General features: G+C 37.8%; 14 protein-coding genes and 1 pseudogene. 8 read left to right on the forward strand and 7 right to left on the reverse strand.

Features of this window, described 5'->3' with window-relative positions; all coding sequences use genetic code 11:
- Together accD and E8M05_RS01970 are read left to right on the forward strand one after the other, a co-directional pair.
- Positions 1-867 (forward strand): acetyl-CoA carboxylase, carboxyltransferase subunit beta, encoded by an 867-nt coding sequence (accD, locus tag E8M05_RS01965; protein WP_013851474.1) that lies wholly within the window; start codon positions 1-3, stop codon positions 865-867.
- The gene (locus E8M05_RS01970; protein WP_003063365.1) at positions 864-1,637 is read left to right on the forward strand and encodes an acetyl-CoA carboxylase carboxyl transferase subunit alpha; all 774 of its coding nucleotides are present in this window, start codon (positions 864-866) and stop codon (positions 1,635-1,637) included. The genes accD and E8M05_RS01970 overlap by 4 nt, the downstream gene beginning before the upstream one ends.
- 134 nt (positions 1,638-1,771) lie before the next feature.
- Here E8M05_RS01970 and serS read toward each other — a convergent pair whose 3' ends face one another.
- The 6 genes from serS to E8M05_RS02000 form a co-directional block, all read right to left on the reverse strand.
- Positions 1,772-3,049, reverse strand: a complete 1,278-nt coding sequence (gene serS, locus E8M05_RS01975; protein ID WP_013851475.1) for a serine--tRNA ligase — start codon at positions 3,047-3,049, stop codon at positions 1,772-1,774.
- A 251-nt stretch (positions 3,050-3,300) separates the two neighbouring features.
- The gene (locus E8M05_RS01980) at positions 3,301-3,672 is read right to left on the reverse strand and encodes a DUF956 family protein (RefSeq protein ID WP_013851476.1); all 372 of its coding nucleotides are present in this window, start codon (positions 3,670-3,672) and stop codon (positions 3,301-3,303) included.
- Positions 3,673-3,748: 76 nt separating this feature from the next.
- Entirely contained in the window at positions 3,749-4,660 is a 912-nt protein-coding gene (locus tag E8M05_RS01985) for a PTS system mannose/fructose/sorbose family transporter subunit IID (protein ID WP_003063371.1), read from the reverse strand.
- A 14-nt stretch (positions 4,661-4,674) separates the two neighbouring features.
- Positions 4,675-5,478 (reverse strand): PTS mannose/fructose/sorbose transporter subunit IIC, encoded by an 804-nt coding sequence (locus E8M05_RS01990; RefSeq protein WP_003063373.1) that lies wholly within the window; start codon positions 5,476-5,478, stop codon positions 4,675-4,677.
- A 159-nt stretch (positions 5,479-5,637) separates the two neighbouring features.
- Complete coding sequence (locus E8M05_RS01995) at positions 5,638-6,630, reverse strand: PTS sugar transporter subunit IIB (protein WP_013851477.1); 993 nt, start codon at positions 6,628-6,630, stop codon at positions 5,638-5,640.
- Between the two features lie 327 nt (positions 6,631-6,957).
- Positions 6,958-7,770, reverse strand: coding sequence for a Cof-type HAD-IIB family hydrolase (locus E8M05_RS02000; RefSeq protein ID WP_003063376.1), 813 nt, complete (start codon positions 7,768-7,770; stop codon positions 6,958-6,960).
- A gap of 89 nt (positions 7,771-7,859) precedes the next feature.
- Between E8M05_RS02000 and E8M05_RS02005 the strand changes: the two genes are divergently transcribed.
- The 6 genes from E8M05_RS02005 to lytR all read left to right on the forward strand — a co-directional run bounded on the left by E8M05_RS02005 (position 7,860) and on the right by lytR (position 13,013).
- Positions 7,860-8,444 carry a hypothetical protein gene (locus E8M05_RS02005; protein ID WP_013851478.1) on the forward strand — a complete coding sequence of 195 codons (585 nt, stop codon included), beginning with the start codon at positions 7,860-7,862 and terminating at the stop codon, positions 8,442-8,444.
- 143 nt (positions 8,445-8,587) lie between these two features.
- Positions 8,588-9,187, forward strand: coding sequence for a DUF1361 domain-containing protein (locus E8M05_RS02010; protein ID WP_003063380.1), 600 nt, complete (start codon positions 8,588-8,590; stop codon positions 9,185-9,187).
- A gap of 104 nt (positions 9,188-9,291) precedes the next feature.
- Positions 9,292-10,713 carry an NCS2 family permease gene (locus E8M05_RS02015; protein ID WP_013851479.1) on the forward strand — a complete coding sequence of 474 codons (1,422 nt, stop codon included), beginning with the start codon at positions 9,292-9,294 and terminating at the stop codon, positions 10,711-10,713.
- A gap of 183 nt (positions 10,714-10,896) precedes the next feature.
- A complete protein-coding gene (gene tsaE, locus E8M05_RS02020) occupies positions 10,897-11,340 on the forward strand; it encodes a tRNA (adenosine(37)-N6)-threonylcarbamoyltransferase complex ATPase subunit type 1 TsaE (RefSeq protein WP_003063385.1) in 444 nt (147 codons plus the stop codon).
- Positions 11,333-11,845, forward strand: coding sequence for a GNAT family N-acetyltransferase (locus tag E8M05_RS02025; RefSeq protein ID WP_013851480.1), 513 nt, complete (start codon positions 11,333-11,335; stop codon positions 11,843-11,845). The genes tsaE and E8M05_RS02025 overlap by 8 nt, the downstream gene beginning before the upstream one ends.
- 10 nt (positions 11,846-11,855) lie before the next feature.
- The gene (gene lytR / locus E8M05_RS02030) at positions 11,856-13,013 is read left to right on the forward strand and encodes a glycopolymer--peptidoglycan transferase LytR (RefSeq protein WP_003063388.1); all 1,158 of its coding nucleotides are present in this window, start codon (positions 11,856-11,858) and stop codon (positions 13,011-13,013) included.
- A 757-nt stretch (positions 13,014-13,770) separates the two neighbouring features.
- On the opposite strand, the pseudogene E8M05_RS02035 reads toward lytR, so the two are convergent.
- Positions 13,771-14,661, reverse strand: a pseudogene (locus E8M05_RS02035) (IS982 family transposase).
- Between the last annotated feature and the right edge of the window lie 274 nt (positions 14,662-14,935).

Genomic DNA, 14,935 nt, shown 5'->3' on the forward strand with positions numbered 1-14,935 from the left:
ATGGCTTTATTTAGTAAAAAAGATAAATACATTCGAATTACTCCCAATAATTCCCTAAGCCAATCAGCGCCTCGTGAAGTACCAGAGGTACCTGATGAATTGTTTGCAAAGTGCCCAGCTTGTAAGCATATGATTTATCAAAAGGATTTAGGAGTGGCAAAAATTTGTCCAGCTTGTTCTTATAATTTTCGAATTTCTGCCAAAGAGCGCTTAGCTATTACCGTAGATGAAGGAAGTTTTGAGGAACTCTTTACTGGGCTACAAACGCAAGACCCTCTTAAATTCCCAGGTTACCAAGACAAATTAGCAAAAATACGTGAAAAAACTGGACTTGATGAAGCTGTTTTGACTGGTAAGGCTTTGATAAAGGGGCAAAAAGTGGCGCTTGCCATTATGGATTCAAACTTTATCATGGCATCAATGGGAACAGTTGTTGGTGAAAAAATAACACGCTTATTCGAATTAGCAATTGGAGAAAAACTACCTGTTGTCATTTTCACAGCATCAGGTGGTGCTCGTATGCAAGAAGGTATTATGAGCTTGATGCAAATGGCAAAAATTTCAGCTGCTGTTAAGCGTCATTCTGAAGCTGGTCTGTTTTATTTAACGATTTTGACCGACCCTACAACGGGTGGTGTGACAGCAAGTTTTGCTATGGAAGGTGATATTATTATTGCTGAACCACAAGCTTTAGTCGGCTTTGCTGGACGACGTGTTATTGAAACAACTGTTCGAGAAAATTTGCCTGAGGATTTTCAAAAGGCAGAATTCCTTTTGGAACATGGTTTTGTTGATGCGATTGTTAAACGCACGGAAATGCCAGATGCTATTGCCAAATTAGTTGCGTTTCATGGAGGTGCTAAATGAGTAGTGATGTATCAAGAATATTGAAAGAAGCGCGTGATCAAGGACGTTTGACAACCTTGGAATACGCTGAACTCATTTTTGATGATTTCATGGAACTTCATGGCGATCGTCATTTTGCTGATGACGGTGCTGTTGTTGGCGGTATCGCACGCCTAGATGGTCGTCCTGTGACAGTTATTGGTATTCAAAAAGGAAAAAATTTACAAGAGAATCTCAAACGCAATTTTGGTCAACCAAATCCAGAAGGTTACCGTAAAGCATTACGTTTGATGAAACAAGCTGAAAAATTCGGTCGTCCTGTCGTTACGTTTATCAATACAGCGGGAGCATATCCTGGTGTTGGTGCTGAAGAACGTGGACAAGGGGAAGCCATTGCACGCAATCTACTTGAAATGAGCGACCTTAAAGTGCCAATTATCGCTATTATCATTGGTGAGGGGGGCTCTGGTGGTGCTCTTGCACTCGCTGTGGCTGATAAGGTTTGGATGCTCGAACACAGCATGTATGCGATTTTGAGTCCAGAAGGCTTTGCCTCTATTCTTTGGAAAGATGGCTCTCGTGCGACAGAAGCCGCTGAATTGATGAAAATCACAGCTGGTGAGCTTTATAATATGGGAGTAGTTGATAGAGTTATTCCCGAACATGGCTATTTTTCAAGTGAAATTGTTGAAATGATTAAAACAAATCTAATCACTGAATTAGATGAGCTTAGTCAACTACCATTGGAAAAACTCCTTGAAAGTCGTTATCAACGTTTTAGAAAATATTAAAAAATCCCGCTTGTGCTAGCCTCAAATCCTGAAAAATTTCTTGGTTTGAGGATGGTTCAAGGGAATTTTTATTGTATTCTAGTTTCTTTAGTAAAAAAAACACCTGCTAGTCAATTGGCTAGCAGGATATTTTTTTATTTAGGTGAGATAACTTCAGCTCCACCCATGTATGGACGAAGAACTTCTGGAATTGTTACAGAACCATCTTCGTTTTGGTAGTTTTCAAGGATTGCAGCGACTGTACGTCCAACGGCAAGACCTGAACCGTTAAGTGTGTGAAGAAGTTTAACTTTGCCATCTGCTTCGTCACGGTAACGGATTTGAGCACGACGTGCTTGGAAATCTTCTGTGTTTGAACAACTTGAAATTTCACGGTAAGTATTTTGTGCTGGAATCCAAACTTCTAAATCATAAGTTTTAGCAGCTGAGAATCCCATATCGCCAGTACAAAGTGTGATAACACGGTATGGCAAACCAAGTTTTTGAAGAATGTTTTCAGCGTTAGCCACCATTTTTTCCAATTCGTCGTATGATGTTTCTGGTTTAGAGAATTTCACCATTTCAACTTTGTGGAATTGGTGAAGACGAATCAAACCACGTGTGTCACGACCAGCTGAACCAGCTTCTGAACGGAACGATGGGCTCATTGCTGTGAAGTAAACTGGAAGTTCTTTACCGTCAAGGATTTCACCACGGTAGTAGTTTGTAAGTGGCACTTCCGCAGTTGGGATAAGAACATAGTCAGAGTCAGCTAATTCAAATGTGTCCTCTTTGAATTTTGGATATTGACCAGTACCAAACATTGAGTCATGGTTGACCATGTAAGGTGGGATAACTTCTGTGTAACCCTCTTTAGCGTGTTCATCCAACATAAAGTTGTAGATAGCACGTTCTAGGCGAGCACCAAGTCCTTTGTAGAAAAGGAAGCGAGAGCCAGTAACTTTGGCACCACGTTCCCAGTCAAGAATGCCAAGGTCTTCACCAAGATCCCAGTGAGCTTTGATGTCAAAGTCAAAGTCACGAGGTGTTCCCCAACGGCGAACTTCTACGTTTTCATCTTCGTCAGCACCGACAGGAACATCAGCGGCTGGGATATTTGGAAGTGTAGTTGTGAATTCGGCTAATTTGTCATCGATTTCAGCTAATTCGGCATCATTAGCTTTGATATCTGCTGATAATTTTTGCATTGCTGCAATTTGTTCAGAAGCGTCTTCTTTGTTGCGTTTTGCTTGAGCGATAGCGGCAGATGCTGTGTTGCGTTCAGCCTTAGCTGATTCAGATTTGACAAGCAATTCACGGCGTTTGTCGTCAAGTTCTTTTAATTCAACTAATTTTTCAGCAGCAACGCCACGTGTTGCTAATTTTTTAGCGACTTCGTCAAAATCGTTACGAATACGTTTGATGTCTAACATAGTTTTCCTCCAGTGATCTTCAGCGTTCATATGGCTAAATAAAGCTCAGATGAACAAAAAGCACAGCATGTAAACTTGCTGGAGCGCAATCGCGCGGTTCCATCCAGCTTCACATCCTGTGCACTTAATTTTCTATTTTTAAATGATATAACGGTAGAATTTCGGAATTATCACTCTATCTGCTCACAGCAACCGCAGACTTTCTGAAAGAGATCCACTCTTACTTATCCGTACTCTTTATTATACTAGATTTATTTCCTTTTGACAAATATTGATAGTCTTTTAATAATGATTTGAACCAAGGTTAGCATACGGATAACTTTGTCGTTTCCGATATGTTGGCGAGCTACTTTTAGAATCTTTCCTGAATCTTTTGAGGCAAAAAGAAATTTACCTTTGTCAGTAAAGACTTCAAAGTGACGGCTGACTTTATTGCGAGAAACATTTGCTCCGATTTTTTCAATATTTTCCCAAGGAATTTGAATGTAATCTTCAACATTAGCATCGCTGTAAAATTCTAAGCCTTTATTGCCTAAAAGAAATTTGCCTACTTTTCCCCCCATACCGAGGTAAGAAACACCAGTAGTCGTTAATTCTACCGTAGAATTAATTGATTGTGCCATGTCATCTCCTCTGATAAGCTTTTAGTCTATTATAACATAATAAAAAAAGAAGGACCGAAATCCTTCCTTTCTTTTATTACATGATTCCGAAGAAGCGAGCGATGATACCAACGATGAACAATCCAATGATGATTGTGATTGGTGAAACTTTTTTCTTAAGCAACCACATACAGAAGAATGTGAGAAGAAGCCCCATCAAACCAGGAATCAATGAGTCTAATTGACCTTGAAGTGTATTAGTTTGTGTAGAAGTCAAGCTAAGTCCGCTAGCGACATCGCCAAGAATACCTTGAAGTTCAGTACCTGTTACGTTTCCTTTAGGGAATTCAATGTAAGCACCTTCTGACAATTGAGTTGCAGGAAGATTTACAGTAAATGTAATTGATACCCAACGTTCAACCAAGACAGCAAGGATGAACATACCAAGGATTGAAGCACCTTTAGTAATTTTTTGGATAATACCACCTGAAAGGTCTTTAGTGATTTCAGAACCAGCTTTGTAACCAAGCTCTTGAGTGTACCACAAGAATGCCATACGAATGATGTTCCATCCAAAGAAGAATAGGAGTGGACCAACAATGTTACCTGCCATAGCAAGTGAAGCACCAAGGGCACCAAGGATAGGACGAACAGTAAACCAGAAGACTGGGTCACCGACACCAGCAAGAGGTCCCATCATACCGATTTTAACCCCTTGGATAGCTGTGTCATCAATTTCAGCACCATTTGCGCGTTCTTCTTCAAGGGCAAGAGTTACACCGATGATTGGAGCAGCAACGTATGGGTGAGTATTGAAGAATTCCAAGTGACGTTCAAGAGCAGCGGCTCGGTCTTCTTTCGATGTATAAAGTTTTTTGATGGCAGGGATTAAAGCATATGCCCAACCTAAGTTTTGCATACGTTCGTAGTTCCAAGAACCTTGAAGGAAAGTTGAACGCCACCAAACTTTTTGACGATCAGATTTTGATAATTGAAGTTTTTCAGTCATGTTTGTGCCCCTTTCTAGTAGTCTTCTAGGATATCGCCAATTGGGTCACCAGAACCTGAAGCAGTTCCGCCTCCATTTCCACCTTTTTCTGAAAGGTTAAGGTAGATAAAGGCAAGAGCAACACCGATTGTACCAAGTGCGATAAGAGTAAGATCAGAGACAGCTGCTACAGCAAAACCGATAGCGAAGAATGGCCACACTTCACTCGTAGCCATCATGTTGATAACCATAGCGTAACCTACGGCAACAACCATACCACCACCGACGGCCATACCACCTGACAACCAGTCCGGCATAGCGTTAAGGATAGATTGTACTGCTGAAGTTGGTACTGCAAGAAGAAGTGCAGCAGGAACAGCAATACGAAGTCCTTGAAGGAATAGGGCAACTAAGTGAGTGCGTTCAACAGCAGCGATGTTTCCTTCTTTAGCGGCAGCGTCAGCACCGTGAACAAGGGCAACAGAAGCTGTACGAACAAGCATTGTAAGGAAAAGACCAGCAACAGCAAGAGGGATAGCAGTCGCAGTTGCAACAGCGATACCTTTAGTTGTGAAATCTCCACCTTTGACCATGATAATGGCAGCAGCTACTGAGGCAAGGGCAGCATCAGGCGCAACAGCGGCACCAATGTTAGCCCAACCAAGAGCGATCATTTGAAGTGAACCACCAAGGATGATACCTGCTTCAAGGTTACCAGTAACAAGACCGATAAGCGTGCAGGCAACTAGTGGTTGGTGGAATTGGAATTCGTCAAGGATACCTTCAAGACCAGCGAAGAAGGCAACTACAACGACTAAAATCATAGAAATAACTGACATTATTCTAGTTCCTTTCGTTTATAAAAGTTTTCAATGTGCAATAGGTAAGCCAGAAACCACGGCTTACTTAATTTGGATAAAAACAGGATGTTGAGTTTGTGTTTATAATAATCGGTAATGTATAGAAACGCTCACTTTTTATGTTAAACACAGCTCATATTATTGAACGTTTGCTTTTTTGATAAGATCAAACAAGTCTTTCTTAGAATCATTAGGAACTTTACGTACATCAAATGTTACGCCAAGATCACGTAATTTTTCAAATGTGGCAACATCATCTTTATCCATAGATAAAACGTTGTTAACCATTGTTTTACCTGTTGAGTGAGCCATTGAACCAACGTTAAGTTCTTTAATTGGCACACCACCTTCGATAGCTTCAAGAGCTTCTTGAGGTGTTTCAAACAAGATAAGTGCATGTGTGTTACCAAAACGAGGGTCTTTAGCGGCTTCAATCAATTTCTTGATTGGAACAACGTTTGCTTTAACACCATTTGGCGCAGCTTGTTTAATCAAACCTTTACGTAATTCGTCTTTAGAGACAGTATCAGAAGCAACGATAATACGATCTGCTTTAGATGCTGGTGTCCAGTTTGTTGCAACTTGGCCGTGAAGAAGACGTGTGTCAATACGAGCGAGGTTAATTTTAAGTTTACCATCACCAATGATAGTTCCTTCTGGGATAGCACCTTGAGGTGCAGCTTGTGCAACAGGCGCAGCAGCAGCTTTTTCAGCTGGGTTGAGTTCTTCAGGAAGTGCTTTAACACCGTCTTTAGACTCTTTAATGATATTTGCAACAACTTGTTCAACACCTGCATTAGCGTCCATCATACGCTCTGTATAGGCTTGGATAAGCATTGGCAAATTGAGACCTGTAATGATAGCCATCTTGCGGTCTGGATTTTCACCCATCACGCGACTAGCTTGGTTAAATGGAGAACCACTCCAAAGGTCAGCTAGTACGAGGATTTCATCATCAGCATCAAATTGTGCGATAGCATCGTTGAAGTGTGCATACAAATCATCTGGTCCTTCGCTTGGCATGAAAGTTACGACTTGAACTTTCTCTTGTTCGCCAAAAATCATAGAACCTGATTGATGAATACCTTCAGCAAATTTACCATGGCTGGCAATAATAATACCGATACCCATTCTTGTTCTTCCTCCTTTTAAATATTTTTCGTTGAAACAAAAAAGAATAATCTCCTTCCAAGCGAACTTGGCAATTCTTTTCCGTTTCAAGGAAATTTAAGAACAATATTATTGTAAAACGTTTTCAATAAAAAAGCAATAGCTTTTTGAGAAAAAGTAGCATAAATCATGAAAAATTTTCAGAAACGCTCAGGTTAAAACGACTGAATTTGACAGAAAAAATAGCATTTGTTCGGATACTGCCTATCAAAAAAATGAAAATGTTATGAAAACGTTTTAAAAAGAATGAAAAAAGAAAAAACTCAAAAAAGAGAGTTTTTCATAAATTTATAGAAAAATTTTTTCAAGTTCTTTGGCAACACCATCTTCTTCATTAGAAAATTCACTTTGTTTATCGGCAAATGGCAGAAGAGTGTCACTTGCATTTTTCATAGCGTAGCCTGTTCCAGCAAATGATAGCATCTCGGTGTCATTATGTTCGTCACCAAAAGCAATCAAGTTATCTTGAGAGATATTGAGTATTTTTAGGAGATATTTTAAAGCATAGGCTTTGTTGATACCTTTTGGTGAAAATTCGAGAATGTTCAGCGGACCGCCCCAAGAATCAACTTCGATTGCGTAATTGAAGTGTTTACGCATCTCTTCTGCAAGAGCGTATTTATCTTGATGGCGTGTTTGCATGAGAATGCCGTTCGGATTTTTAGTGATTTTTTTGATGTCCATTGACATTTTTTTAGTAATTTCTGGGACACCGAAAAGCTGAGGGTTTACGCGATTATGGTCTTGGGCGCTAATATAGAATTTTTTTCGGTACTCGCTGGCAATAAAATCTGCTTCAATGCTTTGTTGCATATCAAGAATATCAAGCAGGTATTGCTTGTCAATCGTAACGCTATGTTCCCATTCCCATTTTTTCTCGGGTAAATGCGTGAGCGAGCCATTGAAAGAAATCATCGGAGTTGATAATTCAAGGCGGCGATAGTGTTCAAGTGCCATACGATAAGGACGCCCAGTTGCAATAACGACCTTATGCCCTTTATTTTGAACCTTTTTAATCGTTTCAACGGTATAATCTGAAATGGTATTGTCGCTGCGCAACAATGTGCCGTCTAAATCAAGTGCAATCATTTTCTTTATCATAGCTGTTATTATAACAAAAAAGACTATAAAATTAAAAGAAAAGATTTCTATGCTATAATAGTAGTAATAAAAAATGAGGTTTTCGATTCATGTATAAAATTGTTTGGAGTCACTTATTTGCCTTGGGCATTATTCTGGGAGTTGTTTATTATCAGTCTAACGTTGATGGTTTGATGAATGACGTCCTGTTTGCTTTGTTGACTTTGGAAATGGGATTTTTATTCTATTATTTCAAACACGTTTTGTTACGTGGCTTGGTTTTAATATTTTGGTGCTTTTTCTATCCTTATAATTTGAATGTCTTGTTTAGTGTGGCTGACACATCTTGGGATACTGCTGCTTTATGGACATCAAATGGGATGAAATCTTTCATGCTTTATTTGGCAGTTCTTGTATTTGCCTTGATTGCTGGAACATTGAGTATACGGTTGATCTTAAATGCATTTAAATTAAATCATTATATTCAAGTATTCTTTGTAATGGGAATTGCATTTTTTGCTAGTCTAATGTTTCAGATTTTACGAACATTGGGGATTACTTGGAAAGTGATTTTATCACAACACCTCAATATTTTTGAGCAGGTCTCAAAAGCTCTGACAACAATTAATATGCCATTTATTCTAGGATTAATGGTTGTACAGGTGATGATGTTTATTTTGTTGGATAATGATTAATTAAGCTAAGGAGTTGCCCTTGGCTTTTATTTTTTAGTATTTTACCACCATGTCTGGTGGTTATGCTCACTTTATTTGTTAGTTTTAAAGGGCTTTTTAAAATCTTTTTTGTTATAATGTCTGTTTAAGGAAAGGAGAAAAACATGGCTAAAAAAATTGTTTTTGTTCATCTATTTTTCGGAGGTATTGCTTTTGGCATTTATCATTATCATCTTGAAGGACCAGACCTTGTTTGGAATATGTTTTTAGCTTTGGTGGCTCTTGATTTTTCACTTGTTTCCTATTATATAAGTAAAAAAGTTGTAAGGGGATTAGGAGCTATTCTGTGGCTATTCTTTTATCCTAATACTTTCTATATGTTAACGGATATTGTTCATATGCAATTTACAAGCACAGTATTGTGGAACAAAACGAGTTTGATTTTGTATATGTTATATGTGTCTAGTATTTTGTTTGGTGTTCTTTGTGGGATTGAAAGTGTTAAAAATATTGTTCTTACTTTTAAACTAAAAAATTATTATTTACGGTTGCTTTTTATTGGTGTTTTGTCATTTATTTCAAGTTTTGCTATCCATATCGGGCGTTACGCCCGCTTGAATTCTTGGGATATTTTCACACGTCCAAAAACCGTTATTAGTGAAATTCTAGACGTTGTTAGCTGGGATGCTGTTCATTTTGTGTTAGGGTTTACATTTATTCAGATTTTATGTCTGGTATTTCTTGACCGAGAAAATTTCAAATAAAGTTATTGAAAAATGAACGTTTTTTTGATAGACTATATGAGTTGTTCGGAAATTGTACGAAAAACGATTATTATTAACCCTATCAAAGGAGAAACCATTTTAAAATGGAAAAGTTTTTTAAACTTAAGGAACATGGTACAGATGTTCGTACAGAAGTAACTGCTGGTTTGACAACTTTCTTTGCAATGTCTTATGTTTTATTTGTCAACCCTTCAATTCTTTCACAAACTGGTATGCCTACGCAAGGTGTATTCCTTGCTACTATTATAGGAGCTGTTGTTGGTACATTGATGATGGCTTTTTATGCAAACCTTCCGTATGCCCAGGCACCTGGTATGGGACTTAATGCTTTTTTTACTTATACAGTTGTCTTTGCATTAGGATATACTTGGCAAGAAGCGCTAGCGATGGTTTTCATTTGTGGAATTATTTCACTTGTGATTACTCTTACTAAAGTTCGTAAATTGATTATTGAGTCAATTCCTGCAACTTTAAAATCAGCGATTTCAGCAGGTATTGGTATTTTCCTTGCTTACGTTGGTATCAAAAATGCTGGTTTCTTGAAATTCTCTGTTGATGCAGGAACATACACAGTATCTGGAACAGGTGCTGACAAAGGTCTTGCTTCAATTACAGCTAATGCTTCAGCCACTCCAGGTTTGGTTGCTTTTAACACACCTGCTGTTATCCTTGCATTGATTGGTCTTGCTATTACTATTTTCTTTATTGTTAAAGGTATTCGTGGTGGCGTTATTCTTTCAATTGCTGTAACAACTATTCTTGGTATTTTTATGGGCGTGGTTGATCTTGGTTCAATCAACTGGTCAGCGACAAACTTATCAGCTTCTATCAATGATTTGAAAGAAGTGTTTGGTGTTGCTCTTGGAAGTCAAGGTTTGGGGTCGTTGTTCTCAGATGCCTCACGTATTCCAGGCGTTTTAATGGCAATCCTTGCTTTTGCTTTAACAGATATCTTTGATACAATTGGGACACTTGTTGGTACTGGTGAGAAGGTTGGTATTGTTGCTACAACTGGTGAAAATAAAGAGTCTCAAGCGCTTGATCGTGCCCTTTATTCTGATCTAGTTGGTACAACATTGGGTGCGATTGCAGGTACTTCAAATGTAACAACTTACGTTGAATCAGCAGCAGGTATCGGTGCTGGTGGTCGTACTGGTTTGACTGCCCTTGTTGTAGCTGTTCTCTTTGCTATTTCAAGCTTCTTTAGTCCACTTGTTTCAATCGTTCCTACACAAGCAACAGCACCTATCCTTATCATCGTTGGTGTGATGATGCTTTCAAATCTTAAAAATGTAAAATGGGATGATTTGAGTGAAGCTATTCCAGCTTTCTTCACATCAATTTTTATGGGATTCAGCTATAGCATTACTTACGGTATCGCAGCTGGATTTATCACTTACACATTAGTTAAAATTGTGAAAGGTCAAGCTAAAGATGTTCACTTTGTTATGTGGATTTTGGACTTCTTGTTCATTCTTAACTTTGTTTGCTTGGCAATTTTGTAAAAGATATAGTTTTAGATGAAAGCTGGAGGAGAAATTCCTCCAGCTTTTTTCAATCTTTTTAGGCGGTATTGAGTAGCTGTTTTAAGGTGCTTGCAAAATTAGAATTTTGAATTTTTATAATAAAAATAGGATAAAAATCGGACGAGACTTGGAAGAGCTCCAGTTTTTTGATATAATAGTTCCATGTTTTATAGTCACAATGAAGATGAGTTGATTGCTTATGGAAATCGGCTTGGTCAAGAATTACAGGCAGGAGATGTTCTTGTTTTAACAGGAAATCTTGGTGCTGGTAAGACAACCTTAACCAAGGGAATCGCTAAAGGACTTGATATTCACCAGATGATTAAGAGTCCAACATACACGATTGTTCGAGAATACGAAGGAAGTTTACCACTTTATCATTTAGATGTTTATCGTATCGGAAATGATCCGGATTCTATCGATTTAGATGATTTTTTGTATGGTGATGGCGTAACTGTGATTGAATGGGGGGAGCTTCTTGAGACTGACTTGCTTGGTGATTATCTAGAAGTTGTTATTACGCCGTCAGGAGATGGGCGTGAAATAACACTACATGCTAATGGTTCACGTAGTCAAGCGCTTTTGGAGGCGATTGAACGTGGCTGAGCAGGAAGTTATCATTGAGGAAGCGCAGCCTTCAGATGCCAAAGTTTTGATTGATTTACTCAATCAAGTCAATGCAGAAACAGATTTTATCATTTTAGAGAAAGATTTATCTATTGATGATATGCAGACTTTTTTGCAAATACGTGCAGAAGTCTTAAATGAAATTTGTTTGGTTGTTAGAGTTGGTTCTGAGCTTGCGGGAGTGCTTAATATTGTTAGCACGAACTCACCACAAACTAATCATATCGGAGATGTTTTCATTGCATTGCAAGAAAAATATTGGGGATACGGGCTTGGTTCACTGTTAATGGAAGTTGCTCTTGATTGGGCAGAGCAAACGCCAATGATTCGCCGTTTGGAGTTAACAGTTCAAGCTAGAAATAGCAGAGCTGTTCACCTTTATGAAAAGTTCGGTTTTAAGATTGAAGCTGCGAAAGAACGTGGCGCAAAAACTAAAGATGGAGAATTTCTTGACGTCTACTTGATGAGTAGGTTGATAGACTAAAAGTAAACAAATGAAACTCGGAAAAAAAATTCTGCTAATGATAGCAGCAATCTTTGTAACAACAATTGTTGCCTTAGGTGTTTATATTACAACAGCTTACAATTTCTCAACAAGTGAGCTTTCAAAAACGTTTAAAGACTACAAGACGTCTGATTCTAGTAGTAATGCTATTGAGCAAACAAAACCTATCTCAATTCTTTTAATGGGGGTTGACACAGGCGATTCAGAACGTACATCAACGTGGGAAGGTAACAGCGATTCTATGATTCTAGTGACTGTTAATCCTGAAACGAAAAAAACAACGATGACTAGTTTGGAGCGTGACGTTTTGGTGACACTTACTGGACCAGAAGATAATGATATGAATGGCGTTGAAGCTAAATTGAATGCCGCATATGCTTCTGGTGGTGCGCAAATGGCTATCATGACGGTACAAAGTTTGTTGGACATTACTATTGATTACTATGTCCAAATCAACATGCAAGGTTTGGTAGATTTGGTTGATGCCGTTGGTGGTATTACCGTAACCAATAATTTCGATTTTGCCATTTCGATTGCAGAAAATGAACCTGAATATACAGCAACTGTTGAACCTGGTACTCACAAGATTAATGGTGAACAAGCTTTGGTTTACGCACGTATGCGTTATGATGACCCAGAAGGTGACTATGGACGTCAAAAACGCCAACGTGAAGTCATTCAAAAAGTTTTGCAGAAAATTTTAGCACTTGATAGTGTAAGTTCATATAAAAAAATCCTTTCTGCTGTAAGTAGCAATATGCAAACAAATATTGAAATTTCATCTAGCACGATTCCAAGCTTACTTGGCTATACAGATGCTTTGGGTGATATTAAAACCTACCAACTACAAGGTGAGGATGCGACGATTAATGGTACATCATATCAGATTGTCACATCAGACCATCTGCTTGAAATTCAAAATAATATCAAGAAACAACTTGGCTTAGATGAAAGTACAACCTTGCAAACGACAGCTGTTCTCTATGAAAATCTTTATGGTAGTGGAATATCAAGCTCTTATGATAGTGGCTATGGTGATTATAGTAGTTTTAGCGGCTATGACAGTGGTTACAGTGATTACAATAGTGGTGGTTATAGCGACTATAGCACAGATACTTATTCTGATTACAGTGCTTATTCATATTAAGAATATAATTACATAAAACATGGGAGTCGAGGTCCTTTTCTCAACTCCCATGTTTTTTAATAACTAGTGGATGTAAAATAACTAACTTATAAATCTTTTGAAAAAGATATTTTAGACTACGCTTGGCAATGTAAAAAATTAATAGTTACAATTAGATGATGTTTACGAATAGAGCAACGTTACGATTTAATTATTATAGGGGTGAGTGATGTATTTTATGGAAGCAAAGCTGGATTCAAAATAGCGATAATAGAATAAATATTCCTAGAAATAAATTAATAAGTGGTTAGATATTATCGAAGTTAATGAAAAAATCGCAAAGAGATAAAATGTAGTTCATCACAAGCACAGTAAAGGAATTCTGAAGACATTAGTTATCATCAAATTGTTGGGCTACTTGGTAAAGCTTACAGACAAATAAGAATAAAATCAAATGGTGTTTTATCAGACGATGTTTGACTAAAGGAATTAAAAAAGCTTGAACTACTTAGCTCCTCGACAATTTTTACTGAATATCGAACTTGCGCTTGAAATTTAGCCTTGATATTCTCTTTTTTTCGGCGCTGTCATTATCCCAACAGAAACACAAGAAAGAAGGTTGAATATTTCTGTTGAATTTGTGATGGCACATTCTTCAAAAATTAGAACATACATACTGTCGATAGAGATCTGTATTAGAAGAGGCAAGCTATGTAACTCAGCTTACCAGAAAAGTTAATTTATATATGCATATATAAATACCCGTTGTTCTAGCTAATCAGGCGTGAGCTAGAGAATATTTTAGACTCAACCCAAAATCATATTGATTAGTTTCAAGCATGAGTGAATAGGTTAGCAGTATCGCTTCTGTTCAAAATTTGAGTGCCTGTAGGCTTTGGCAACGTGAACGCTCTCTATCCCAAGTTGCTCTAAACTCGAAAACACGGTCTCTATAGGTTTCCTCAAGCGACTGTTTCGGTAATTATCAAACCACGAATGGTCACTCATATTTTTCTTTAGTTGTGATATGAACTTGATACCATACAGAGATAATTCCGACTTCACTTCTTTATCCACATAGTCCTTATCTCTGTAAATGATAGAGAGGGCTCTTTTCAAGCAATTCAAAGATAAACTGGCCATCTGAAATAGAGGCTGGAGTTACTACATAATCTATCGGAAATCCACTATCACTCACAAGTATTGAAAACTTGATACCGTAGTAGTGCACTTTCTTAGTAGCGTTATAGCCAATATCTGATAGTAGGGTGGGAACGCGTTGGCACAGAGCACACGGAAAACTATCAATCAAACCGAAAGAGCAGGTTTGACACAAGTCTAAGACCATAAAATAGCGCATCCGCTGAATGCTTTGAGCAAGATTTGGGAAAATACGGCAAAAGCGAGAGCGTTCTGGGGAACTGTTTGGGAAGAGATTGTGATGAATGGCACGGTAAATAGCACTCGCAGTTCGGTATCCCTCTTGAACTGCCCAGAGATAGCTAGTGATCATAACCACACTAGGTTGTTTTTGTAAATAGATATTTCGTCTATTTCTAACTTCATTAGGGACAAAACGTTGATATAAAGTGATAACTTTAGTCAAAATTTTTGAAAAAATGACTTGTGTTTGATTGGGATTTACAAGATAATGAACTTGGCTTTGCATATCATCTCCTCATTTCATGGTTGTTTTGAGTTATGATACGCAAAGTTTTTTAGTTCGGTTAGGATTAACTAGCACAGCGGGAATATAAATATAACTTCTAACTAACTTTATCAAATTTCAAGTGAGTGACCAATTTCATTTTGGAACTTTCAGTTATATTCATATAATTAATTTTAATAAGTCTGTTGACATCGTTTACAATATTTGATACAATCTAGTTATTGAATAGGTTAGTTACTCTTCGAGGCTTGTCCTATCACACAAATTTTAGTTT

The sequence above is a fragment of the Streptococcus pasteurianus genome (assembly GCF_004843545.1).
GTDB lineage: Bacteria > Bacillota > Bacilli > Lactobacillales > Streptococcaceae > Streptococcus > Streptococcus pasteurianus.

Coding starts and splice junctions, on each gene's coding strand:
- accD (WP_013851474.1), top strand. CDS start 1: ATGGCTTTATTTAGTAAAAAAGATAAATACATTCGAATTACTCCCAAT.
- E8M05_RS01970 (WP_003063365.1), top strand. CDS start 864: ATGAGTAGTGATGTATCAAGAATATTGAAAGAAGCGCGTGATCAAGGA.
- serS (WP_013851475.1), bottom strand. CDS start 3,049: ATGTTAGACATCAAACGTATTCGTAACGATTTTGACGAAGTCGCTAAA.
- E8M05_RS01980 (WP_013851476.1), bottom strand. CDS start 3,672: ATGGCACAATCAATTAATTCTACGGTAGAATTAACGACTACTGGTGTT.
- E8M05_RS01985 (WP_003063371.1), bottom strand. CDS start 4,660: ATGACTGAAAAACTTCAATTATCAAAATCTGATCGTCAAAAAGTTTGG.
- E8M05_RS01990 (WP_003063373.1), bottom strand. CDS start 5,478: ATGTCAGTTATTTCTATGATTTTAGTCGTTGTAGTTGCCTTCTTCGCT.
- E8M05_RS01995 (WP_013851477.1), bottom strand. CDS start 6,630: ATGGGTATCGGTATTATTATTGCCAGCCATGGTAAATTTGCTGAAGGT.
- E8M05_RS02000 (WP_003063376.1), bottom strand. CDS start 7,770: ATGATAAAGAAAATGATTGCACTTGATTTAGACGGCACATTGTTGCGC.
- E8M05_RS02005 (WP_013851478.1), top strand. CDS start 7,860: ATGTATAAAATTGTTTGGAGTCACTTATTTGCCTTGGGCATTATTCTG.
- E8M05_RS02010 (WP_003063380.1), top strand. CDS start 8,588: ATGGCTAAAAAAATTGTTTTTGTTCATCTATTTTTCGGAGGTATTGCT.
- E8M05_RS02015 (WP_013851479.1), top strand. CDS start 9,292: ATGGAAAAGTTTTTTAAACTTAAGGAACATGGTACAGATGTTCGTACA.
- tsaE (WP_003063385.1), top strand. CDS start 10,897: ATGTTTTATAGTCACAATGAAGATGAGTTGATTGCTTATGGAAATCGG.
- lytR (WP_003063388.1), top strand. CDS start 11,856: ATGAAACTCGGAAAAAAAATTCTGCTAATGATAGCAGCAATCTTTGTA.